Source organism: Variovorax xiamenensis (genome assembly GCF_050916385.1).
Classification (GTDB): Bacteria; Pseudomonadota; Gammaproteobacteria; order Burkholderiales; family Burkholderiaceae_C; genus Variovorax.
Genome location: NZ_CP139038.1, coordinates 3,995,645 through 4,016,608, shown reverse-complemented (window position 1 = coordinate 4,016,608; position 20,964 = coordinate 3,995,645). Strand labels below are relative to the sequence as shown.

The 20,964-nt window shown below is 67.5% G+C and carries 21 protein-coding genes; 10 read left to right on the top strand and 11 right to left on the bottom strand.

The features are described from left to right. Window positions 1-62: 62 nt before the first annotated feature. The 6 genes from SFB74_RS18305 to proV all read right to left on the bottom strand — a co-directional run bounded on the left by SFB74_RS18305 (window position 63) and on the right by proV (window position 6,770). Window positions 63-848 carry a hypothetical protein gene (locus SFB74_RS18305; protein ID WP_432725651.1) on the bottom strand — a complete coding sequence of 262 codons (786 nt, stop codon included), beginning with the start codon at window positions 846-848 and terminating at the stop codon, window positions 63-65. Window positions 849-856: 8 nt separating this feature from the next. Continuing rightward, window positions 857-1,651: a glutamate racemase gene (gene murI, locus SFB74_RS18300; RefSeq protein ID WP_432725650.1), complete on the bottom strand. Its 795-nt coding sequence runs from the start codon at window positions 1,649-1,651 to the stop codon at window positions 857-859. Continuing rightward, complete coding sequence (locus tag SFB74_RS18295; protein ID WP_432725649.1) at window positions 1,648-3,201, bottom strand: fumarate hydratase; 1,554 nt, start codon at window positions 3,199-3,201, stop codon at window positions 1,648-1,650. Before SFB74_RS18295 ends, murI begins: the two co-directional genes overlap by 4 nt. A gap of 65 nt (window positions 3,202-3,266) precedes the next feature. Next, on the bottom strand, window positions 3,267-4,226 hold the full coding sequence (proX, locus tag SFB74_RS18290; protein WP_432731963.1) for a glycine betaine/L-proline ABC transporter substrate-binding protein ProX: 960 nt from the start codon (window positions 4,224-4,226) through the stop codon (window positions 3,267-3,269). 89 nt (window positions 4,227-4,315) lie between these two features. Then, window positions 4,316-5,497, bottom strand: coding sequence for a glycine betaine/L-proline ABC transporter permease ProW (gene proW / locus SFB74_RS18285; protein WP_432725648.1), 1,182 nt, complete (start codon window positions 5,495-5,497; stop codon window positions 4,316-4,318). Window positions 5,498-5,519: 22 nt separating this feature from the next. Further along, window positions 5,520-6,770 carry a glycine betaine/L-proline ABC transporter ATP-binding protein ProV gene (proV, locus tag SFB74_RS18280; RefSeq protein ID WP_432725646.1) on the bottom strand — a complete coding sequence of 417 codons (1,251 nt, stop codon included), beginning with the start codon at window positions 6,768-6,770 and terminating at the stop codon, window positions 5,520-5,522. Between the two features lie 517 nt (window positions 6,771-7,287). Here proV and fumC point away from each other — a divergent pair. After that, window positions 7,288-8,685: a class II fumarate hydratase gene (gene fumC, locus SFB74_RS18275; protein WP_093202553.1), complete on the top strand. Its 1,398-nt coding sequence runs from the start codon at window positions 7,288-7,290 to the stop codon at window positions 8,683-8,685. 61 nt (window positions 8,686-8,746) lie between these two features. On the opposite strand, the gene SFB74_RS18270 is transcribed toward fumC, so the two are convergent. Beyond that, on the bottom strand, window positions 8,747-9,364 hold the full coding sequence (locus SFB74_RS18270) for an NAD(P)-dependent oxidoreductase (protein ID WP_432725645.1): 618 nt from the start codon (window positions 9,362-9,364) through the stop codon (window positions 8,747-8,749). Between the two features lie 104 nt (window positions 9,365-9,468). Between SFB74_RS18270 and SFB74_RS18265 the strand changes: the two genes are divergently transcribed. Then, window positions 9,469-10,401 (top strand): LysR family transcriptional regulator, encoded by a 933-nt coding sequence (locus SFB74_RS18265; RefSeq protein ID WP_432725644.1) that lies wholly within the window; start codon window positions 9,469-9,471, stop codon window positions 10,399-10,401. A 4-nt stretch (window positions 10,402-10,405) separates the two neighbouring features. Here SFB74_RS18265 and SFB74_RS18260 read toward each other — a convergent pair whose 3' ends face one another. Further along, a complete protein-coding gene (locus SFB74_RS18260) occupies window positions 10,406-11,041 on the bottom strand; it encodes a YqhA family protein (RefSeq protein WP_432725642.1) in 636 nt (211 codons plus the stop codon). A gap of 163 nt (window positions 11,042-11,204) precedes the next feature. On the opposite strand from SFB74_RS18260, the gene acs reads away from it, so the two are divergent. Then, on the top strand, window positions 11,205-13,205 hold the full coding sequence (gene acs, locus SFB74_RS18255; RefSeq protein WP_432725641.1) for an acetate--CoA ligase: 2,001 nt from the start codon (window positions 11,205-11,207) through the stop codon (window positions 13,203-13,205). A gap of 142 nt (window positions 13,206-13,347) precedes the next feature. After that, the gene (locus tag SFB74_RS18250) at window positions 13,348-13,848 is read left to right on the top strand and encodes a LapA family protein (protein ID WP_432725640.1); all 501 of its coding nucleotides are present in this window, start codon (window positions 13,348-13,350) and stop codon (window positions 13,846-13,848) included. Between the two features lie 12 nt (window positions 13,849-13,860). Here SFB74_RS18250 and SFB74_RS18245 read toward each other — a convergent pair whose 3' ends face one another. Beyond that, window positions 13,861-14,175 (bottom strand): c-type cytochrome, encoded by a 315-nt coding sequence (locus SFB74_RS18245; RefSeq protein WP_093202538.1) that lies wholly within the window; start codon window positions 14,173-14,175, stop codon window positions 13,861-13,863. Between the two features lie 107 nt (window positions 14,176-14,282). Here SFB74_RS18245 and SFB74_RS18240 point away from each other — a divergent pair, with 107 nt between their 5' ends. Continuing rightward, on the top strand, window positions 14,283-14,537 hold the full coding sequence (locus tag SFB74_RS18240) for a TIGR04438 family Trp-rich protein (protein WP_432725639.1): 255 nt from the start codon (window positions 14,283-14,285) through the stop codon (window positions 14,535-14,537). A gap of 55 nt (window positions 14,538-14,592) precedes the next feature. Continuing rightward, a complete protein-coding gene (locus tag SFB74_RS18235; protein WP_432725638.1) occupies window positions 14,593-15,423 on the top strand; it encodes a DUF3592 domain-containing protein in 831 nt (276 codons plus the stop codon). A gap of 15 nt (window positions 15,424-15,438) precedes the next feature. Here SFB74_RS18235 and ilvD read toward each other — a convergent pair whose 3' ends face one another. Next, window positions 15,439-17,133, bottom strand: coding sequence for a dihydroxy-acid dehydratase (ilvD, locus tag SFB74_RS18230; protein ID WP_432725637.1), 1,695 nt, complete (start codon window positions 17,131-17,133; stop codon window positions 15,439-15,441). Window positions 17,134-17,233: 100 nt separating this feature from the next. Between ilvD and SFB74_RS18225 the strand changes: the two genes are divergently transcribed. Continuing rightward, complete coding sequence (locus SFB74_RS18225; RefSeq protein ID WP_432725636.1) at window positions 17,234-18,199, top strand: LysR family transcriptional regulator; 966 nt, start codon at window positions 17,234-17,236, stop codon at window positions 18,197-18,199. Continuing rightward, on the top strand, window positions 18,196-18,744 hold the full coding sequence (locus tag SFB74_RS18220; protein WP_432725634.1) for a hypothetical protein: 549 nt from the start codon (window positions 18,196-18,198) through the stop codon (window positions 18,742-18,744). The genes SFB74_RS18225 and SFB74_RS18220 overlap by 4 nt, the downstream gene beginning before the upstream one ends. A 21-nt stretch (window positions 18,745-18,765) precedes the next feature. Here the strand turns inward: SFB74_RS18220 and SFB74_RS18215 are convergent, their stop codons facing one another. Beyond that, window positions 18,766-19,707, bottom strand: coding sequence for a LysR family transcriptional regulator (locus tag SFB74_RS18215; protein WP_432725632.1), 942 nt, complete (start codon window positions 19,705-19,707; stop codon window positions 18,766-18,768). Window positions 19,708-19,852: 145 nt separating this feature from the next. Here SFB74_RS18215 and SFB74_RS18210 point away from each other — a divergent pair, with 145 nt between their 5' ends. Together SFB74_RS18210 and SFB74_RS18205 are read left to right on the top strand one after the other, a co-directional pair. Then, the gene (locus tag SFB74_RS18210) at window positions 19,853-20,626 is read left to right on the top strand and encodes an SDR family oxidoreductase (RefSeq protein ID WP_432725630.1); all 774 of its coding nucleotides are present in this window, start codon (window positions 19,853-19,855) and stop codon (window positions 20,624-20,626) included. A 44-nt stretch (window positions 20,627-20,670) separates the two neighbouring features. Beyond that, a complete protein-coding gene (locus tag SFB74_RS18205; RefSeq protein WP_432725629.1) occupies window positions 20,671-20,940 on the top strand; it encodes a hypothetical protein in 270 nt (89 codons plus the stop codon). The last annotated feature ends 24 nt before the right edge of the window (window positions 20,941-20,964 follow it).

Here is a 20,964-nt window from a genome sequence, read left to right as displayed (position 1 = left end):
CGCGCATGCTGGTACTTTTGTGTGACGGCCCGGTGAAAAACGGGCCGCAGATCAGGCTCCCGTCAGGGGACTTGCTGCTGGAGCGACTTCGGCACCTTGAAGCGCTCGCCGTCGTAGCGCAGCGTGACGGTGTTGAACTTCGGGGACAGCGCCTTCTCGACACAGCCCTGGTCTTCGACCTCCTGCGCGCGGCTTTGCAGCAGCGTGCGCGACAGCTGCAGGTCGGCAAAGCCGCTGCTGCTGCCCTTGCCGATCGACAGCATCGAGCGCAGCTTCTCGAAGTGCCCCGTACAGGTGGAGTCCCATCCGCCGTGGTCGTGGTCGAGCTCGATCTCCTGCAGCACCTGGCGCAGCTGCTTGCCGTGGTGCACGTAGAGTCGCACCGTCTCGCTCGCCAGCGGGCTGCCGGGGCCGTTGCTGCCCCTGTAGCGCACGCGCAGCCCGAAGGCGCGCGCCTCGGGCGACAGCACGTAGCGCGAGGTGTCGATGCGGATGTCCTGGATCGACGTGGTGGCGTCCTCGTCGAGCGCCTCGGACTGCAGCAGCCGGCCGATCACGCTGTCGCGGTCGGTGTTGCCGTTGTCGGGGCGCTGGATCAGCAGGATCTCGAGGTCGAACACCTTGGCGCCGCGGTCGGTGGTTTCGCGTGGCATCGGCAGCACGACGATGCTGCGCCCCGGAAAGGCCGGCCACACCTTGCAGGCCGCGAGCCGCTCGTCGAGCTGGCGGTTGGGGTGCAGCTTGGCATGCATGCGCTCTGCAAGGCCGCTTTCGCAGGCCGCATGGCTCAGGCCCGCGGCCGAGAGGCCCAGGAGGAAGAGGGCGGCGTGGCGCAGCAGCAGGCGCATGGCTGGGTTCAGGCCGTGGCGGCCGCGGAAAGCCCGAGCCACTTGGCGGCCGCAGCTTCGAGCACGGCGACGTTGCCGCTGCTCTGCAGCAGGAGGCTGCCGGTAGCGCCCGTGCCGTCGGCAAGCCGCCCTGCGGACGCGAGCAGGCGCCGCGTCTGCTGCGCGACCGGCACGCCCGTGTCGATGAAGCGCAGCGTGGCCGGCGCATGCTTGCCCAGCTCGTCCTTCACCAGCGGATAGTGGGTGCAGCCGAGCACCACCGTGTCGACTTCGCCGGGCCCGTCGCCGAAGGGGCCGGCCTCGGCCATGTAGCGCTCGCTCAGCGCCGCGATGCCGGCCGCGTCGAAGCCTTCGATGGCCTTCACCAGGCCGTCGCAAGGCACCGGCCTGACGTCGGCCGATCCGGCGAAGGAGGCGCGCAGGGTTGCGTACTTCGCGCTTGCCAGCGTGCCGCGCGTGGCGAGCACCGAGATGCGCCCCGTGCGGCTCGCGGCCACGGCGGGCTTGAGGCCGGGCTCCAGGCCCACGATCGGCAGGTCGGGGTGATCCGCCCGAAGCAGGTGGATGGCGGCGGTGGTGGCCGTGTTGCAGGCCACCACCAGCGCCTTGATTCCGTGCTCGCGCAGCAGGTGTTCGACCACCGCGCGCGAGCGCTCGATCACGTAGGCGTCTCCGCGTTCGCCGTACGGCGCATAGGCCGTGTCGGCGAAATAGACGAAGTTCTCGTGCGGCAGCTCGGCCCTCAGCGCGGCCAGCACGCTGAGCCCGCCGACGCCGCTGTCGAAGACGCCTACCGGGTTCAAGCTTCTTCCATCATGATGGTCTTGAACTCGCCCGTGGCAATGCGCTTCTGCCACTCGGCCGGGCCGGTGATGTGCGCGCTGGTGCCGCCGGCGTCGACCGCCACCGTCACGGGCATGTCGACCACGTCGAATTCGTAGATGGCTTCCATGCCCAGGTCCTCGAAGCCCACCACCTTGGCGGTCTTGATCGCCTTGCTCACCAGGTAGGCGGCGCCGCCCACGGCCATGAGGTAGGCGCTCTTGTGCTTCTTGATGGCCTCGATGGCGACCGGGCCGCGCTCGGCCTTGCCGATCATGGCGATCAGGCCGGTCTGCGCCAGCATCATCTCGGTGAAGCCGTCCATGCGCGTGGCGGTAGTGGGGCCTGCGGGGCCCACGGCCTCGTCCTTCACCGGGTCGACCGGGCCGACGTAGTAGATGACGCGGTTGGTGAAGTCCACCGGCAGCTTCTCGCCCTTGGCCAGCATGCCCTGGATGCGCTTGTGGGCGGCGTCGCGGCCGGTGAGCATCTTGCCGTTGAGCAGCAGCGTGTCGCCCGGCTTCCAGCTCGCCACTTCGGCGGGCGTGAGCTGGTCGAGGTCGACGCGCTTGCTCTTCTTCTCGTCGGGGGCCCAGTTCACGTCGGGCCACAGGTCGAGCGAGGGCGCCTCGAGGTAGACCGGGCCGCTGCCGTCCATCGTGAAGTGCGCGTGGCGCGTGGCCGCGCAGTTGGGGATCATCGCCACGGGCTTGCTCGCCGCGTGCGTGGGGTACATCTGGATCTTGACGTCGAGCACGGTGGCCAGGCCGCCCAGGCCCTGCGCGCCGATGCCCAGCGCATTGACCTTCTCGTACAGCTCGACGCGCAGCGCCTCGACCTTGCTCAGCTCTGCGCCCGAGTTCTTCTTGGCCAGCAGCTCGTGCATGTCGAGGTCGTCCATCAGGCTTTCCTTGGCCATCAGCGCGGCCTTCTCGGCGGTGCCGCCGATACCGATGCCCAGCATGCCCGGCGGGCACCAGCCGGCGCCCATGGTCGGCACGGTCTTGAGCACCCAGTCAACCACGCTGTCGCCGGGGTTGAGCATGACCAGCTTGCTCTTGTTCTCGCTGCCGCCGCCCTTGGCCGCGACCGTGACCTCGAGCTTGTCGCCCGGAACGATCTCCGTGAAGATCACCGCGGGCGTGTTGTCCTTGGTGTTCTTGCGGTCGAACTGCGGATCGGCCACGACCGAGGCGCGCAGCGTGTTGTCGGGGTGGTTGTAGCCCCGGCGTACGCCTTCGTTGATGGCGTCGTCCAGACTGCCGGTGAAGCCGCCCCAGCGCACGTCCATGCCCACCTTGAGGAACACGTTGACGATGCCGGTGTCCTGGCAGATCGGGCGCTGGCCCGTGGCGCTCATCTTGCTGTTGGTCAGGATCTGCGCAATGGCGTCCTTGGCCGCGGGGCTCTGCTCGCGCTCGTAGGCGCGGGCCAGGTGGGAGATGTAGTCGGCGGGGTGGTAGTAGCTGATGTACTGCAGCGCGGCGCTGATCGATTCGATCAGGTCGGCCTGCTGGATCGTGGTCGTCATGGTGGGGGGCTTTATAGGAGTGTGGAAACGCCCCCCGATTATCTCAGCCGCCGCGCCTACCCCGCTTACCTTGCGGCGGCCCGGGCTTGCTCCACCCAGCCGTCGAACAGCTGCTGGTGCGCCCGGATCCACCCGTCGGCGTGGCGCTCCACGTCCTGCTGCGTGTTGGCGCCCTGGCTCATGCGCAGGTTCTGGGCATTGATGTCGCCGATCGGCAGCTTCATCACCTCGAAAAGCTTGCCCGCCGCCGGGTTCTTCTCGACGAAGGCCCGGTTGGCCACGATCTGCTCCTCGTTGGCCTGGAAGCCGTAGTTCTTGCCATTGGGCAGCTTCGTGTCTACGTTGCCGCCGTTGGCACCATCACCCTGCGAGGAAGAGAAGGGCACCTGCAGCCACACCACGTCCGCCCCCGGGCGCAGCACGGCGCTGACCCAGTACGGCGTCCACGTGTAGTAAAGCACCGGCTTGTCCTGCTTGAAGCGGGCGATGGTGTCGGCCATCAGCGCGGCGTAGCTGCCCTGCTTGTGCGTGACGGTGTCGCGCAGCTGGTAGGCCGTCAGGTGGTTCTCGATGGCCAGTTCGCAGCCCCAGCCGGGGTTGCAACCCGTCAGGTCGGCCTTGCCGTCGCCGTCGATGTCGAACAGCTTCGCGATGGCCGGGTCCTTCAGCTGCGCGATGTTGGTGATGCCGTATTGCTCGGCCGTCTTGCGGTCGATCAGGTAGCCCTGCACCGCGCCTTCGGAGTACACGCCCTTGCGCCACAGCCTGGCGTCGCCGCCGCTGTTCCTGTAGAAGTCGGCGTGCAGCAGGCTCCAGTGGTGGGCCATGAAGGTGGCGTCGCCGTTGGCGATGGCCAGATGCTCGGTGGCGGGCTCCAGGTCCTTCATGGGCTCGACCTTGTAGCCCAGCTTCTCGAGGCCGCGCATCACCAGCAGCGTTTGGAAGGCTTCCTCGGCGAGCGAGCTCTTCAGCGGCTGCACGGTGATGCCCTTGCCGGGCAGCTCGCTGGCGGCCTGGGCGGCCATGCCCGAGGCCAAGAAGGCGAGGGCGAGCAGGCCGCGTGCGATGAATCGGGTCTTCTTGTTCGTGCTGTTCATGTGGCGGGGTCCTCCGTTCATCGGGCCTGGGCGGAAAGGGCGGGCGCCGGCTCGGCGTCGGCGCGGCCGGGTGCCACGGCGCGCTGCAGCGTCCGCAGTGCGAGGCCCACCGGCCCCGTGTGCCACCAGCGGCGGCCGCCAGCGCGGCGCGACTTGCCCATGGCCTGCGTCAGGCGGTCCAGCGAGATCGCCAGCAGCACGATGCCCAGGCCGCCCACGGTCGCCAGGCCCATGTCGAGCCGGCCGATGCCGCGCAGCACCATCTGGCCCAGGCCGCCCACGGCGATCATCGAGGCGATGACCACCATCGACAGCGACAGCATCAGCGCCTGGTTGATGCCCGCCATGATCGAGGGCATGGCCAGCGGCAGCTGCACCTTCACCAGCATCTGCCACGGCGAGGCGCCATAGGCGCGCGCGGCCTCGATCAGGTCGGGGCGCACCTGGCGCAGGCCGAGGTTGGTCAGGCGCACCAGCGGTGCCAGCGCGAAGATGATCGTGACGATCACGCCCGGCACGTTGCCGATGCCGAACAGCATCACCACCGGGACCAGGTAAACGAAGGCCGGCGTGGTCTGCATCGCGTCGAGCACCGGTCGCATGACCCGCTGCGCCCGGTCGCTGCTGGCCAGCAGCACGCCCAGCGGCAGGCCGATCACCATGCAGAAGACCAGCGAGGTCAGCACCAGCGACAGCGTCACCATCGCCTCGGGCCAGATGCCCAGCATGGCCACCAGCAGCAGCGCCACCGTGGTGCCGATGGCCAGCGCGCGGCCGGCGAACTGCCAGGCCAGCAGGCCGATGAGCGCGATCATCGCGAGCGTCGGCAGGCCGGTGAGCAGGCTCTGCACCCAGTTGAGCGTGCTGTCGATGGGTAGTCGCACTGTCTGGAAGAAAGGGCGGAAGTGCTCGACCACCCAGCCCAGGCCGCTGTTGATCCACGATTCGATCGGAAGCGAGCCGTCCCAGAGGCGGTGCAACTGGAAGCCGTTGGTGGCGGCATCGGCGTTGCCGGCCAGCTGGTGGGCGGTGTCGAGCTGCGCGGGTGCGTCGAGCCAGGCGCTGGTCGCGGAGGCGTCGGGCGCGGCGGACAGGGCTTCCCACGGGTCGACCGGAGTGGGGGCAGGGGCGGGCGTCGCCAGCATCGTCGCGGCGTCGTTCAGCGGTGCGAGTTCGGAGGGCAGTGCGGTGTCGTTCATCGGTTGTGTCCTTCGAGTTCGTTCAGATGGCGGCTGCGGCAGCGGGTTGCTGGGGCTGGTGCGCCGGGTCGATCGGCGGCGTGTCGCGGTCGAGGAACTTCAGCAGCGTTGTCTTGCTGATCGCGCCGCAGAAGCGGCCGTCGGCCGCGACCACCGGCATCGCGCACGGCGCCTGGGCCACCTGGCCGAAGAGGCCGGCCACGGGCGCATCGGCGTCGATGGTGCCGAGGTCGTTCAGGAAGGCGTGGCGCAGGCCCAGCGGGCCGGAATGCCCGTCGAGCGCGGCGCGCAGCGTGTCGGCCGACACGGTGCCCAGGTAGCGCCTGTTGGGGCTGGTCACGTAGGCGAAGTCGCGGTCCTGGTCTTCCAGCTGCTTGAGCGCCGCGCGCGCACCGCGCTCGGGGTGCTCGCAGACCACGGTGAGCTGCTTGCGCGCGATGTCGCCGGCCTTGAACACGGCCGCCGCGTCCACGCCGCGCACGAAGCTGCGCACGTAGTCGTTGGCGGGGCTGCGCAGGATCTCGTCGGGCGTGCCGACCTGGATCACCTGGCCGTCCTTCATGATCGCGATGCGGTCGCCGATACGCATGGCCTCGTCGAGGTCGTGCGAGATGAAGACGATGGTGCGGCGCTGCTCCTGCTGCAGGCGCAGCAGCTCCGACTGCATCTCGGTGCGGATGATCGGGTCGAGCGCCGAGAAGGCCTCGTCCATCAGCAGGATCGACGGGTCGGAGGCCAGCGCGCGCGCCAGGCCCACGCGCTGCTGCATGCCGCCGGAGAGCTCGTCGGGGTAGCTGTCGCCCCAGCCGGCCAGTCCCACCTGGGCGAGCGCCTTGTCGGCCTGCGCGAGGCGTTCCTTCTTGCCGGTGCCCGAGAGCTCGAGGCCGAAGGCGGTGTTCTCGCGCACCGTCATGTGCGGCATCAGCGCGAACGACTGGAACACCATGCTGATGTCCTTGCGGCGCAGCGCGCGCAGCTTGACGTCGGAGTGCTCGTTGATGTCGGCACCGTCGATCACGATGCGGCCCGCGGTCGGCTCGATGAGGCGGTTCAGCAGCCGCACCAGCGTCGATTTGCCCGAGCCCGAGAGGCCCATGATGACGAAGATTTCTCCGGCCTGGATCTCGAAGGTGGCGTCGAACACGCCGATCGACTGGCCGGTGCGCGCCAGGATCTCCTTCTTGGAAAGTCCTTGCCGGACCAGCTCCAGTGCTTGTTCGGGCTCGTCGCCGAACACCTTGAAGACATGGTCGATGAGAATTCCTTTGGCCATACGTCGGGGCTCCTTGGGTGAAGGGTTGACAGATCGCCACCCTCCGAAAGCTCAGAAAGGGCGACGCGACCACGCCCCAGCCCGTCAGATGGAGGGGCTGCCGACAGGCACTGAAGACGACAGGGCGACGAAGCCAGTGCCCGCCGGATGCTTCATTCGCAGCGCGACGGGCCTGGTCGAGGGGCGCCGACTGGATGAGCTTGACGTGGCAATGGGGCTGGAAAGATCCGGCCGGTTTGCCGGGCAGTGCCCGGCGGGAGCACCTTGCACCGCGACGGGATTCGGAGATCCGCGAGTAGTGAAGGCTTGACCAACGGTGTCATCATCATGACTAGTTGGTCGTCAGAAGCTGTCGATTATAACTTTTTGACATGATGAGGTCAAGGCGAGCGGCTGGGCGCCTCTGTCGGCGGCGGCGCAATGCCCTCGTCAGATGAGAGCTACTCTCATTGGGGCGATACTCCGAAGCGCGCCGGAAAGCGGCGCGACCTTTCATGATCCTGCGGAGCTTTTTCTCATGACGACTTCCCCCAAGACCCGTGCCGAGCGCGATACCTTCGGACCGATCGACGTGCCGGCCGACAAGCTGTGGGGCGCGCAGACGCAGCGCTCGCTGCAGAACTTCGACATCTCCGGCGAGCAGCAGCCGCGCGAGATCATCAAGGCGCTGGCTCAGGTCAAGCGCGCTTCCGCGGTGGTCAACAACGCGCTGGGCCTGCAGGACGAAAAGAAGACCGGCGCCATCGTGGCCGCTGCCGACGAAGTCATCGCCGGCAAGCATCCGGGCGAGTTCCCGCTGGTGGTCTGGCAGACCGGCTCGGGCACGCAGAGCAACATGAACGTCAACGAGGTGCTGGCCAACCGCGCCAGCGAGATCCTCGGCGGCGAGCGCGGCGAGGGCCGCCTCGTTCACCCCAACGACGACGTGAACCGCAGCCAGTCGAGCAACGACGTGTTCCCGACCGCCATGCACGTGGCGGCAGTCGAGGCCATCACGCACAAGCTGCTGCCGGCCATCGGCAAGCTGCGCGCCACGCTGGAGCAGAAGTCCAAGGACTTCGCCGACATCGTGAAGATCGGCCGCACCCACCTGCAGGATGCCACGCCCCTCACGCTGGGCCAGGAGTTCTCGGGCTACGTCGCGCAACTGGCGCACGGTGAGGCGCACGTGCGCGCCGCGCTGCCGCACCTGTGCGAACTGGCGCTGGGCGGCACGGCCGTCGGCACCGGCCTCAACGCGCCCAAGGGCTATGCGGAGCAGGTGGCGGCCGAGCTGGCGAAGCTCACGGGCCTGCCCTTCGTGACCGCGCCGAACAAGTTCGAGGCCATGGCCAGCGTCGATGCGCTGGTGCACGCCCACGGTGCTTTGAAGACGCTCGCCGCCAGCATGAACAAGATCGCCAACGACGTGCGCTGGCTCGCCAGCGGCCCGCGCAGCGGCATCGGCGAACTGAGCATCCCCGAGAACGAGCCGGGCTCGTCGATCATGCCGGGCAAGGTCAACCCGACGCAGAGCGAAGCCGTGACGATGCTGGCCGCGCAGGTGTTCGGCAACGACGTCGCCATCAACATCGGCGGCGCCTCGGGCAACTTCGAGCTGAACGTGTTCCGCCCGATGGTGGCGCACAACTTCCTGCAGAGCGTGCGCCTGCTGGCCGACGGCATGGTGAGCTTCAACGACCACTGCGCCGTGGGCATCGAGCCCAACCGCGAGCGCATCACGGAGCTGGTGCAGCGTTCGCTGATGCTGGTGACGGCGCTGAACACGCACATCGGCTACGACAAGGCCGCCTTCATCGCCAAGAAGGCGCACAAGGAAGGTTCCAGCCTGCGCGAGGCGGCGATCGCCTCGGGCCACCTGACGGCCGAGCAATTCGACCAGTGGGTGGTGCCGGAGAACATGACTGGTCGCTGATCCGGCCGGCTCAAGCAAAAAAAGGACCCGTGAGGGTCCTTTTTTTGTTGTTGCCTGCGACTCAGTAGCCGATGGTGTAGCGCTGGCGCGAGTGAGCCGGCTTTTCCAGTTCGTCGATGAACGCGATCGCGTAGTCCGCGAAGCTGATCCAGCTGCGGCCTTCGGCGCTCACGAGCAGGTCGTTGTTGCCCAGGCGGAACTTGCCGGTGCGCTCGCCTTCGACGAATTCGGCGGAGGGCGAAAGGAAGGTCCAGTCCAGGTCCTTCTCGCTGCGCAGCGTGTCCAGGAACACGCCGCCGGCCGAGGCTTCGGCGCGGTATGCGTCGGGGAAGTTGGGCGTGTCGATCACCTTCAGGCCGGGCGCCGCGAACAGGCTGCCCGCGCCGCCGACCACCAGCAGGCGCTTCACGCCGGCGCGCTTGGTCGGCTCGATGATGGCCGCCGGAGGCACGGTGGCGAAGTGCGCGGCGCTGAACACGGCGTCGTGGCCGGCCAGCGTCTTCTCGAGGGCGGCGCCGTCGAGCACGTCGAGGTCGACGGCCTTCACGTTGGCGCGGCCCGCCAGCTTTGCGCTGGCCTTGCGGGCGATGGCGGTGACGGTGTGGCCGCGGCGCAGTGCCTCTTCGAGAAGCTGGCTGCCGGCGCGTCCGGTGGCGCCGATGATGGCGATGTGGCTCATGGTGACTCCTGTGAAAGATCGGAAGGGATGAACCGCATCTTAGGTTTCTGGTTTCGAAAGAAATACCTCGATTTGCGCGCTTGTTTATTCCTAAAATCGTTCGAATGGACCGATTGAATGCAATGCGCGTGTTCGTGACGGTGGTCGATTCGGGCAGCCTTTCCGCCGCCGCCGACAAGCTCGACATGTCCCGCCCGGTGGTCACGCGCTACGTGGCCGAGCTGGAGCAATGGACCGGCGCGCGTCTGCTGCACCGCACGACGCGCCGCCTGAGCCTCACGGCCGCCGGCGAGGAGCTGCTGCCGCGCTGTCGCCAGGTGCTGGAGCTCGCGGGCGACATGCAGGCGGCGGTGCGGCATCCGGCCGAGGCGCCGCGCGGGCAGCTACGCATCACGGCCAGCACATCGTTCGCGCAGGCCCAACTGGCCGACGCAATGGCCGAGTACGTGCGGCTCTATCCGGGCGTGGCGGTCGACCTGGTACTGCTGGACCGCGCGGTGAACCTCGTCGACGAGCGCATCGACCTCGCGATCCGCGTGGCGGCGGAGATCGACCCGAACCTGATCGCGCGGCGGCTTACGGATTGCCGCTCGGTGGTGTGCGCTTCACCGGCCTACCTGAAGGAGCACGGCAGGCCGTCGAGCGTGGAGGAGCTGGCGCAGCGCAACTGCCTCACGCACTCGTACTTCGGGCGCAGCCTCTGGAACTTCACGCGCAAGGAGAGCGGGGAGCCGGTCTCCGTGGCCGTGGGTGGCAACGTGTCGACCAACGATGCTGCGAGCCTGATGTACCTGGCGAGGGCAGGGGCCGGCATTGCGATGCTGCCGACCTATCTCACATGCCAACTGCTGCAGTCCGGCGAACTTGTGCGGCTCTTCGGGGATTTCGAGCCGCAGGTGGTGGGCATGTACGCGGTGTATGCCTCGCGCAAGCACATGCCGGCCACGCTGCGCACGATGCTCGACTTCCTGGCTGCGCGCTTCACCGACCCGCCGGCCTGGGACATTGCATCGCAGGCCGGCCAGGATCGGGGTTAGGAACTCAGTGCGGGTCTGCCGGCGGATGGGCAGGCGCCATCAGCCGGTCGGTGTAGGCGATGGCCATCGCCGAGAACAGGAACGCGATGTGGATCACGGTCTGCGCGATCAGCACGCGGTCGGTGTAGTTGTCCGCGTTGATGAAGGTCTTCAGCAGGTGGATGGAGCTGATGCCGATGATGGCGGTGGCCAGCTTCACCTTGAGCACCGAGGCGTTCACGTGGCTCAGCCACTCGGGCTGGTCGCGGTGGCCTTCGAGGTCCATGCGGCTCACGAAGGTTTCGTAGCCGCCCACGATCACCATGATGAGCAGGTTGGAGATCATCACCACGTCGATGAGCGCGAGCACCACCAGCATGATGACCGTCTCGTTCAGCGTGCCGACCGGCGCGGTGGTCTTGTAGCCGATGCTGGTGATCAGCGCGTTCAGCGCTTCCTTGCTGCCGAATGCAGCCTCCACCAGGTGCAGCAGCTCGACCAGGAAGTGCACCACGTACACGGCCTGCGCCACGATCAGGCCCAGGTACAGCGGAAGCTGCAGCCAGCGGCTCGCGAAGATCAGCTTGGGCAGGGGGCGAAGCGGCGAACCACGGCGCGGTACGGGCGGGTTCCGGGTGTCGAAAGGATCGGGAGCGGACATCGGCAGGGCGGTTGTGGAGGACCGGGAATTCTAGGGGTGTCCCAGTGACGCACTCGTGATAACCCCGAGAGGGCTATCGAACAGGCTCTAACATCGGACCCGTCAGTGACCCGTAAGTGGGCCCGTCGACATTACGGCCGCACCCATCCTGGAGACAAAGAGCATGAGCAGCAGCGCATCGAAGAACATTGAATCCGTCCTGGTCGAGAACCGCGTGTTCCCCCCCGACGCCCGCGCCACACAGGGCGCGCGCATTTCCGGCATGGCTGCCTACGAGGCCCTGTGCAAGGAGGCCGAACAGGACTTCGACGGATTCTGGACCCGCCTGGCCAAGGACAACCTGAACTGGACCAAGCCTTTCACCAAGACCCTCGACGAATCGAACGCGCCGTTCTACCAGTGGTTCGGCGACGGCGAACTCAACGCCAGCGCCAACTGTCTCGACCGGCATATCGGCACCCCGGTCGAGAACAAGACCGCCATCGTCTTCGAAGCCGACGACGGCACGGTCACCAAGGTCACCTACAAGGAACTGCTCGCCCGCGTGAGCCAGTTCGCCAATGCGCTGAAGGCGCGCGGCATCAAGAAGGGTGACCGCGTCATCGTCTACATGCCGATGACCATTGAGGGCGTGGTCGCCATGCAGGCCTGCGCGCGCATCGGCGCCACCCACAGCGTGGTGTTCGGCGGCTTCTCGGCCAAGGCGCTGCAGGAGCGCATCATCGACGCGGGCGCGGTGGCCGTCATCACCGCCAACTACCAGCTGCGCGGCGGCAAGGAACTGCCGCTGAAGGCCATCGTGGACGACGGCATCGCGCTCGGCGGCTGCGAGTCGATCAAGACCGTGTTCGTGTACGAGCGCACGCCGACCGCGTGGAATCGCGTCGAGGGCCGCGACATCAGCTTCACCGAAGCACTGAAGGGGCAGGGCACCGAATGCGCGCCCGTGCCGGTCAATGCCGAGCATCCGCTCTTCATCCTCTACACCTCCGGTTCCACCGGCAAGCCCAAGGGCGTGCAGCACTCCACCGGCGGCTACCTGCTGTGGGCGAAGCTCACGATGGACTGGACTTTCGACATCCGTTCCGAAGACGTGTTCTGGTGCACGGCCGACATCGGCTGGATCACCGGCCACACCTACGTCGCCTACGGCCCGCTCGCGGCCGGCGCGACGCAGGTGGTGTTCGAGGGCATCCCCACCTTCCCGCACGCGGGCCGCTTCTGGCAGATGATCGAGAAGCACAAGGTGTCGGTGTTCTACACGGCGCCCACCGCGATCCGCTCGCTCATCAAGGCGGCCGACGGCGACGAGAAAGTGCATCCGAAGAACTGGGACCTCACCAGCCTGCGCATCCTGGGTTCGGTCGGCGAGCCGATCAATCCCGAGGCATGGATGTGGTACCACCGCAATGTGGGCGGCGAGCGCTGCCCCATCGTCGACACCTTCTGGCAGACCGAGACCGGCGGCCACGTCATCACGCCGCTGCCGGGCGCCACGCCGCTGGTGCCGGGCTCGTGCACGCTGCCGCTGCCGGGCATCATGGCCGCCATCGTCGACGAGACGGGTAAGGACCTGCCCAACGGCGCCGGCGGCATGCTGGTCATCAAGCGGCCGTGGCCCTCGATGATCCGGACGATCTGGAACGACCCCGAGCGCTTCAAGAAGAGCTACTTCCCCGAGGAGATGGGCGGCACGATCTATCTCGCCGGCGACGGCGCGGTGCGCAGCGCCGACCGCGGCTACTTCCGCATCACCGGCCGCATCGACGACGTGCTGAACGTGTCGGGCCACCGCCTGGGCACCATGGAAATCGAATCGGCGCTGGTCGCCAAGACCGACCTCGTGGCCGAAGCCGCAGTGGTGGGCCGCCCCGACGACGTGACCGGCGAGGCGGTGTGCGCCTTCGTCGTGCTTAAGCGCGCACGCCCGACCGGTGAAGAAGCCAAGCAGATCGCCAACGAGCTGCGCAACTGGGTCGCCAAGGAAATCGGCCCGATCGCCAAGCCCAAGGACATCCGCTTCGGCGACAACCTGCCCAAGACCCGCAGCGGCAAGATCATGCGCCGCCTGCTGCGCAGCATCGCCAAGGGCGAGGCGATCACGCAGGACACTTCGACGCTCGAGAACCCGGCGATCCTGGAGCAGCTGTCTCAGACCAACTGAGCAGTAGTGCTGTAGGACGTGGCCGTTAATGCGGCCATTTGCGCCGAACGGGGCTCTTCGCTGAGGTAAAACCATCGGATCACCGCGCGCCTCGAAGCGCGCGGGTTTCCCATGTGTTCGATCTTGTCGAAGGAGGCCTCCAATGGGCGTGAGATCCGCTTTTCTTTTCGTCGTCGTGCTGCTGATCGTGGCGCTCGCCGCGCTCAACTGGGGCACGCTGTCCACGCCCACCGACGTGTGGCTGGGCTTCATGACCGTGTCGGCCCCGCTGGGCCTGATCATGCTCGGGCTGACCACGGTGCTGGCCGCCTTCTTCCTCGTCTACGTGCTGTACCTGCACAGCTCGGTGCTGATCGATACCAAGCGCCACACCAAGGAAATGCAGGCCCAGCGCGACCTGGCCGACAAGGCGGAGGCGTCGCGCTTCACCGAACTGCGCAACTTCCTGGAGGCGCAGGAGAACAAGCACATGGCGCAGAACGCCGATCGCCAGTCGGCGGTGCTGGCGCGGCTGGAGCAGCTCGAAACGGCCATCCGCCTGCGTTCGGACCAGACCGACAACACCATGGCCGCGCACATCGGCCAGCTCGAGGACCGCATCGAGCGCCGGCCGGTGCCCGCGGACATCAATCCGCAGGCCTGAGGCCTCCGGGGCCTACTTCGTCGACAGCACCCAGGCGGCGAGCTTCTTGGCGTCGGCTTCGCTGACCTGGTTGTTCGCCGGCATGGGCACCGGCCCCCATACGCCGGAGCCGCCCTTCATGATCTTGCTCGCGAGGGTGTCGACGGCACCCTTGTCGTCCTTGTACTTGGCGGCCACGTCCTTGAACGACGGGCCGAGCACCTTGCGCTCGACCGCGTGGCAGCTCATGCAGTTCTTCGAGGTCGCCAGCGCCAGGTCGGCGAGGGCGGGCGCGGCGGCTCCGGCAAGGCCGAGGCCCAGGGCTGCCGACAACAAGACTCTTTTCATGGGGATGTAATTGGTAAGGGCTGAGTTACATTCGACTCAACGCGATTTTAGGCAGCACCGTGCACGGCGTACGGATGCGGTGCCAATACAACCCTGAGGGATTCGCGATGTGGTTTCTCGGCTTGGGCCTGCTTGCGCTGGCCCTCAAATATTTCGAAGTCGGCATGGTCGCCGGCTGGAGCTGGTGGATCGTGCTCTCGCCGTTCGCCATGGCGGTTGCCTGGTGGGCCTGGGCCGATTCGTCGGGCTACACGAAGCGCAAGGTGGTCGAGCGGGAAGACCGCCGCAAGCAGGCGCGCATCGACCGCCAGAAGAACAACATGGGCATGAAGACCAGCAACGGGCAGCGCCCGCGCCGCTGAGCCGCTTCTCCCTCGGGCCGAAGTCCTCGCACCGGATGCAACACGCAGACGTGCCATGGACGAGGAAGCCACCACCCGCGCGCTGATCGTCTTCGGGCTTTCGCTGCTGCTCGGTCCGGCCATCGGCGGGCTCGTAGGGTGGCGCAAGAATTTCTTCTGGGGTGTGGGCGTCGGCGCGTTGCTCATCGGCTGCGCCGGCCTCTATGGTGCGGCCTCCCTCGGCTGGAGCCGCTACCAGTCGATCGCCGGCACCGTCAGCGTGCAGGGCAGTCTTGTCGAGTTCGTCGATGAGCAGAGCAAGGACAGCAAGGGCCGCGTCACGGTGTCGCGCGCGCCCGTCGTCGAGTACGTCACGCCCGATGGCCAGAAGCGCCGCGTCAAGGGGCTTGGCGGCGGACTCTCGGACAAGGAGTGGGGCGATCCGGTAGAGGTGCGATACCGCGTGGCCGACCCCTCGCAGGCACTGGTGGCCGATTTCCAGAACATGTGGGGCGGCGTCTGGGGTCTCGGCATCTTCGGTGCCTTTCCCGCGATGTTCGGCCTGTTCTTCATCGGCATGGCGCGGCAGGACGCGCGCGAAAGGCAGGGCGCCTACACGCGGCCGCAGATACGCGAACCCACGCCCGGTCAGAAGCGATGGCGCACGCTCGGCACCGTGCTGGCCAACCTCGTTTTCCTGGCCGGCTTCGCGCTCGTGTTCCTCTACCCGGATCCGAGCCCGATGAAGCAGTTCGGCGCGGGCTTCATGACCATCGGCGCCGGCGCCATGCTGCACTTCCTCGTGCAAAGCCTGCCGCCGGCGATGGATTTCCAGTCGCGCAGCATCCTCGCGATCGTGGGCCTCGGCTTCATTGCCTTCGGCTACGGCGCGTGGATGATGGCCTGACCGACTTCAACGATCTCAGAACTTGTCTAGCACGGCGCCCGAGCTGGCGCTCGAGGCGTTGAACGCGAACTTGGCCTGCACGCCGCGCGTGTAGCGCGGAGCCGGTGCCTTCCAGCCTTCGCGGCGCTTGGCGATCTCGGCTTCGGGCACGTTCAGTTCGAGCTTGAGCTGGTGCGCGTCGATGGTGATCGAGTCGCCCTCGTTCACGAAGGCGATGGTGCCGCCGGCAGCCGCTTCGGGAGCCACGTGGCCGACCACCATGCCCCAGGTGCCGCCGGAGAAGCGGCCGTCGGTGATGAGGCCGACGCTCTCGCCGAGGCCTGCGCCGATCAGTGCGCCGGTCGGCGCCAGCATCTCGGGCATGCCCGGGCCGCCCTTGGGGCCGAGGTAGCGCAGCACCATCACGTCGCCGGCCTTGATCTTGCCGTCGAGGATGGCCTTCAGCGCCGACTGCTCGTCGTCGAACACACGGGCCGGGCCGGTGATGACCGGATTCTTCAGGCCGGTGATCTTGGCGACCGCGCCTTCGGGCGACAGGTTGCCCTTCAGGATGGCGAGGTGGCCTTCGTCGTACATCGGGTTGTCGATGGGGCGGATCACGTCCTGGTCGGCGCGCGGCACGTCGGGCACGTCCTTCAGCACTTCGGCGATGGTCTGGCCGCTGATGGTGATGCAGTCGCCATGCAGCAGGCCCGCGTTCAGCAGCACCTTCATGACCTGCGGGATGCCGCCGGCCTGGTGCAGGTCGACCGCGAGGTACTTGCCCGAGGGCTTCAGGTCGCAGATGACCGGGACCTTCTTGCGCATGCGCTCGAAGTCGTCGATGGTCCATTCCACGCCCGCTGCGTGCGCGATGGCCAGGAAGTGCAGCACCGCGTTGGTCGAGCCGCCGGTGGCCATGATGACGGCCACGGCGTTCTCGATGGCCTTCTTGGTCACGATGTCGCGCGGCTTCAGGTCCTTCTTGATCGCCTCGATCAGCACCTTGGCCGATTCCTTGGCCGAGTTGGCCTTCTCGTCGTGCGGGTTGGCCATGGTCGACGAGTAGGGCAGCGAGATGCCCAGCGCCTCGAATGCGCTCGACATGGTGTTCGCCGTGTACATGCCGCCGCAGGAGCCGGTGCCGGGAATGGCGCGCTTCTCGATCTCGAGCAGGTCTTCGTCGCTCATGTTGCCGGCCGCGTTCTGGCCCACGGCCTCGAACACGCTCACGATGTTCAGGTCCTGGCCCTTGTAGCGCCCCGGGAGGATGGTGCCGCCGTACACGTAGATGGCCGGCACGTTGGCGCGCAGCATGCCCATGAGGCCGCCGGGCATGTTCTTGTCGCAGCCGCCGACGACCAGCACGCCGTCCATCCACTGGCCGCCAACGCAGGTCTCGATGCAGTCCGAGATGACTTCGCGGCTGACCAGCGAGTACTTCATGCCCTCGGTGCCCATGGCCATGCCGTCGGAAATGGTGGGGGTGCCGAACACCTGCGCGTTGCCGCCGGCTTCCTCGATGCCTGCGATGGCCGCGTCGGCCAGCTTCTGCAGGCCCGAGTTGCAGGGCGTGATGGTGCTGTGGCCGTTGGCGACGCCGACCATCGGCTTCTTGAAGTCGCCTTCCTCGTAGCCCATGGCGTAGAACATCGAGCGGTTGGGGGCGCGGCTCTTGCCTTCGACGATGTTGGCGCTGCGGCGGTTGATCTGGATTGGCTTGGTGTCCATGGTGTCTCTTCAGTCGTGGGGAGATCGGGGAGCCCAAGTATCGGACTTCTGATTGATTGCTTCCAATCCATTTTCAATCGTTGATTGATATGCTCGGCATATGAATGAAGCACTGATCGACCTGCGCGCCTGGCGCCAGTTCGTCGCTGTGGCCGAAGAGCTGCACTTCGGCCGCGCCGCGCTGCGGCTGCACATGACCCAGCCGCCGGTCACCCAGGCCATCGCGCAGCTCGAGAAGACGCTGGGCGTGGTGCTGTTCGACCGCACCCGCCGACGCGTGGCGCTCACGCCTGCCGGCGAGGCGCTGTTGCCCGACGTGCGCGAATTGCTGGCGCGCGCGCAGGCTCTCCCGGCACGGGCCCGTGCGGCAGCGGCGGGGCAGGTGGGGCGGGTGCGGATCGGCTTCGTCTCGACCGTGGGCTTCGAGCAGTTGCCTGCCTGGGTGCGCGAGTTCCGCGTGCTGTGCCCCGAGGTGGCGCTGGAACTTGTCGAAGCCACCGGCGACGTGCAGCTCGAAGCCTTCGCGCGCGGCGAGATCGACGCCGGGCTGATGCTGCACTCGCCCGGCGCCGCGCCGCCGGGGCTCGCGCGCCTCGCCGTGTCGGAGGAGCCTTTGGTGCTGGCGCTGCCCGAGCGGCATGCCCTCGCGCGAACCGACAGGCTGCTCCTGGCGGACGTGCTGGCCGAGCCGCTGGTGATCTTTCCGCGCCGCATCGTGCCTTCGCTGCACGACGCCATCTTCGACCTGTATCACGCGGCCGGCCGTACGCCTCAGCTCGGGCAGGAGGCGATCCAGATGCAGACCATCGTGAACCTCGTCTCGGGCGGCATCGGCGTGGCCTGGGTGCCCGAGAGCGTCACGCAGTTCCGCCGCGCGGGAGTGGTGTACCGGCGTGCTTCCGAGTTCGCGCCGGCCGCGCGACGACGCAATACGCCCCTGCTGCCTGCCTGCGAGACCAGCCTGGTGTGGCCCGAGGGCGCGGTCAGTCCGGCGCTTGCCCGCTTCATCGCCTTCGTGCGCGAGCGGGGCGCCAATCCGAAGAACACAGAAGAGGGAGCCGAATGAAGACGAAGATGCGATCTGCCTTGCTGGCGCTGCTGTGCAGCGCGGCTGCCATGGCGCAGACAACGCCAACCCCGCCCACGCCACCTGCCGTCCCGCAGTTCAGGGACTATCCGGCCGACGCGCCGTACACCGGAAAGAACCACCCGCTCGTGCTCGACAGCGATTTCGCCCGCAGCTATCGCACCCGGCTGCGCGAGGCGATCGCCAGCGGCAAGCCCAGTTTCGCCGGGCGCTACATCGTCACGCGCTGGGGCTGCGGCACGGGCGGTTGCAACGTGGGGGCAGTGATCGACGCGAGCACCGGCCATGCCATCAGCATGCCGAACGCGCTGATGAGCGTCTATCCGCTGAAGCCGCAGTACGAGAAGGAAGACGGGCAGGAGCTCATCTACAAGCTGTCGAGCCGGCTGCTGGTGCAGGCGGGCGACATCGACAGCTCGAACAGCAGCGGCAAGGACGTGGTGGAGTTCTACGAACTGCGCGACGGTAAGTTCAGGTTCATCCGCAGCGTGCCCTACGGTCGCGCGGACCGCACGAAGCCCTGAGCGAGGCCTGCAGCCGCCGCTTCAGCGCGCTTTGCGCGGCCGGCCGGATGCCGATGCCGCAGGCCGGTCGAGCGAATCGGCCAGCACCGTTTCGAGCCAGCCCGCAAAGGCCTGCATGCGCCGCGACAGGTTGCGCCGGTGCGGATACACCAGCTGCACGGGCAGCGGCTCGGCGCGGGCATCGGGCAGCACCTCGACCAGCTCGCCGGCAGCGAGGTGCTCGCGCACGTCGTAGGCTGGAATCTGGATGAGGCCCAGGCCGGCCAGCGCGCAGGCGATGTAGGTCTCGGCGTTGTTCGCAGCCACCTGGCTTCGCATGCGCAGTGTCGCGATCTCGCCGTCGCGCAGCCATTCCCACGGCGCGGCGCGGCCGCTGGTCGGGGAGGCGTAGTTGACGGCGATGTGCTCCGGCAGGTCGGCCGGCGTGCGCGGCGTGCCGTGGCGCTCGAGATAGGCCGGGCTCGCGCAGTTGATCAGCGTGAAGTGCCCCAGGGGCCGCGCCACCAGGCTGCTGCTGGCCAGGGGGCCTACGCGCAGCGCGCAGTCGATGCCTTCGAGCACGAGGTCCACGGCGCGGTCGCTGGAGCCGAGTTCGAGCTCGATGGCCGGATGCAGCGCGAAGAAATCCGGAAGAGCCGGCGCGATCAGCAGTCGCGCGATGCGGCTGGGCACGTCGACCTTCAGGCGGCCGCTCACCTGGCCGCGCGCGGGCAGGAACTGCTGCTCCATGTCCTCCATGTCGGCCACCAGCGCGCGGGCGCGCTCCAGCGTCACTTCGCCGTCGGGCGTGAGGCCGACGCGGCGCGTGGTCCTGTGCAGCAGGCGCGAGCCCAGGCGGGTTTCGAGCTGCTGCACCGCCGTGGTGACGCTCGCGCGCGGCAGGCCCAGGCGGTCGGCGGCGCGCGTGAAGCTGCCGGTTTCGGCTACGCGTACGAAGACCTGGAGGAGGTCGATGCGGTCCATGGGGGAGAGAAGAAGGGAAGAAGGTCGGATTGTTCGTGAATTCCTGAACAGTCTAGCCCTGGATGTCCTATTTATCTGCCCGATGCCGATCAATAGACTGGCCGCTCCAGTCACACATCCACGCTTCAACCAAGGAGAGCATTCCATGTCCGCACGTACGCTCAAGAGCAAGGTCGCCGTCATCGCCGGCGGCGGCAAGAACCTCGGCGCCCTCATCAGCCACCAACTGGTCGACGGCGGTGCCCGCGGCATCGCCATCCACTACAACAGCGACGCCTCGCGCGCCGATGCCGAGAAGACAGCCGCCGAGCTCAAGGCCAAGGGCGCCGACACGCTGCTGGTGCAGGGCGATCTCTCGGTGGTCGAGAACTGCGTCGGCCTCTTCGACAAGGCGGTGAAGCATTTCGGCCAGGTCGACATCGCCATCAACACGGCCGGCGTGGTCATCAAGAAGCCGATCCTCGACGTCACCGAGGCCGACTACGACAAGAGCTTCGACGCCAACGCCAAGGCCGCCTTCTTCTTCATCCAGCAGGCGGGCCGCACGATGGCCGACGGTGGCAGCATCGTCACGCTGGTGAGCTCGCTGCTGGCGGCCTACACGCCGTTCTATGCGATCTACCCGGGCTCGAAGGCGGCGGTGGAGCACTACACGCGCGCCGCATCGAAGGAGTTCGGCGAGCGCGGCATCTCGGTCAACGCCATCGGCCCCGGCCCCATGGACACGCCGTTCTTCTACGGCCAGGAGAGCAAGGAAGCCGTCGAGTACCACAGCAGCGCCGCCGCGCTCAGCAAGTTCTCGAAGAAGGGCCTGACCGACATCGAGGACATCGCGCCCATCGTGCGCTTCCTCGTCACCGAGGGCTGGTGGATCACCGGCCAGACGATCTTCGCCAACGGTGGCTACACGACGCGCTGACCCGCGTGCAGATCCGGCAAGATGCCGCGAGGAGGACGAACGACATGCACACGATCATGGTGATGGGCGGCGGCTTCGTGCTGCTGGCGGTGTTCCTGCTGGCAGGGCGCCTTTTGGGCGACGGCTCTTCGGCGGCGCTGGCCGTGGCGGCCAGGTGGTTCATTCCGGCGTGGTTCGTCGGCGCGGGCATCAACATGGCCGTGGGCGTGATCAAGGCGGGGTACTCGGTGGCCGAGGAGCTGCCGATCTTCCTGCTGATCTTCGCGGTGCCGGCCGGGGTGGCGGGGCTCGTCTGGTGGAAGTTCGGGCGCTGATTCACGCCTGAGCGGGCCCGAAAA

What these genes read in the sequence shown, in the direction of transcription:
- SFB74_RS18305 (WP_432725651.1), bottom strand. Translation starts at nt 848, where the DNA reads ATGCGCCTGCTGCTGCGCCACGCCGCCCTCTTCCTCCTGGGCCTCTCG.
- SFB74_RS18295 (WP_432725649.1), bottom strand. Translation starts at nt 3,201, where the DNA reads ATGACGACCACGATCCAGCAGGCCGACCTGATCGAATCGATCAGCGCC.
- proX (WP_432731963.1), bottom strand. Translation starts at nt 4,226, where the DNA reads ATGGCCGCCCAGGCCGCCAGCGAGCTGCCCGGCAAGGGCATCACCGTG.
- proW (WP_432725648.1), bottom strand. Translation starts at nt 5,497, where the DNA reads ATGAACGACACCGCACTGCCCTCCGAACTCGCACCGCTGAACGACGCC.
- proV (WP_432725646.1), bottom strand. Translation starts at nt 6,770, where the DNA reads ATGGCCAAAGGAATTCTCATCGACCATGTCTTCAAGGTGTTCGGCGAC.
- fumC (WP_093202553.1), top strand. Translation starts at nt 7,288, where the DNA reads ATGACGACTTCCCCCAAGACCCGTGCCGAGCGCGATACCTTCGGACCG.
- SFB74_RS18270 (WP_432725645.1), bottom strand. Translation starts at nt 9,364, where the DNA reads ATGAGCCACATCGCCATCATCGGCGCCACCGGACGCGCCGGCAGCCAG.
- SFB74_RS18265 (WP_432725644.1), top strand. Translation starts at nt 9,469, where the DNA reads ATGGACCGATTGAATGCAATGCGCGTGTTCGTGACGGTGGTCGATTCG.
- SFB74_RS18260 (WP_432725642.1), bottom strand. Translation starts at nt 11,041, where the DNA reads ATGTCCGCTCCCGATCCTTTCGACACCCGGAACCCGCCCGTACCGCGC.
- acs (WP_432725641.1), top strand. Translation starts at nt 11,205, where the DNA reads ATGAGCAGCAGCGCATCGAAGAACATTGAATCCGTCCTGGTCGAGAAC.
- SFB74_RS18250 (WP_432725640.1), top strand. Translation starts at nt 13,348, where the DNA reads ATGGGCGTGAGATCCGCTTTTCTTTTCGTCGTCGTGCTGCTGATCGTG.
- SFB74_RS18245 (WP_093202538.1), bottom strand. Translation starts at nt 14,175, where the DNA reads ATGAAAAGAGTCTTGTTGTCGGCAGCCCTGGGCCTCGGCCTTGCCGGA.
- SFB74_RS18240 (WP_432725639.1), top strand. Translation starts at nt 14,283, where the DNA reads ATGTGGTTTCTCGGCTTGGGCCTGCTTGCGCTGGCCCTCAAATATTTC.
- SFB74_RS18235 (WP_432725638.1), top strand. Translation starts at nt 14,593, where the DNA reads ATGGACGAGGAAGCCACCACCCGCGCGCTGATCGTCTTCGGGCTTTCG.
- ilvD (WP_432725637.1), bottom strand. Translation starts at nt 17,133, where the DNA reads ATGGACACCAAGCCAATCCAGATCAACCGCCGCAGCGCCAACATCGTC.
- SFB74_RS18225 (WP_432725636.1), top strand. Translation starts at nt 17,234, where the DNA reads ATGAATGAAGCACTGATCGACCTGCGCGCCTGGCGCCAGTTCGTCGCT.
- SFB74_RS18220 (WP_432725634.1), top strand. Translation starts at nt 18,196, where the DNA reads ATGAAGACGAAGATGCGATCTGCCTTGCTGGCGCTGCTGTGCAGCGCG.
- SFB74_RS18215 (WP_432725632.1), bottom strand. Translation starts at nt 19,707, where the DNA reads ATGGACCGCATCGACCTCCTCCAGGTCTTCGTACGCGTAGCCGAAACC.
- SFB74_RS18210 (WP_432725630.1), top strand. Translation starts at nt 19,853, where the DNA reads ATGTCCGCACGTACGCTCAAGAGCAAGGTCGCCGTCATCGCCGGCGGC.
- SFB74_RS18205 (WP_432725629.1), top strand. Translation starts at nt 20,671, where the DNA reads ATGCACACGATCATGGTGATGGGCGGCGGCTTCGTGCTGCTGGCGGTG.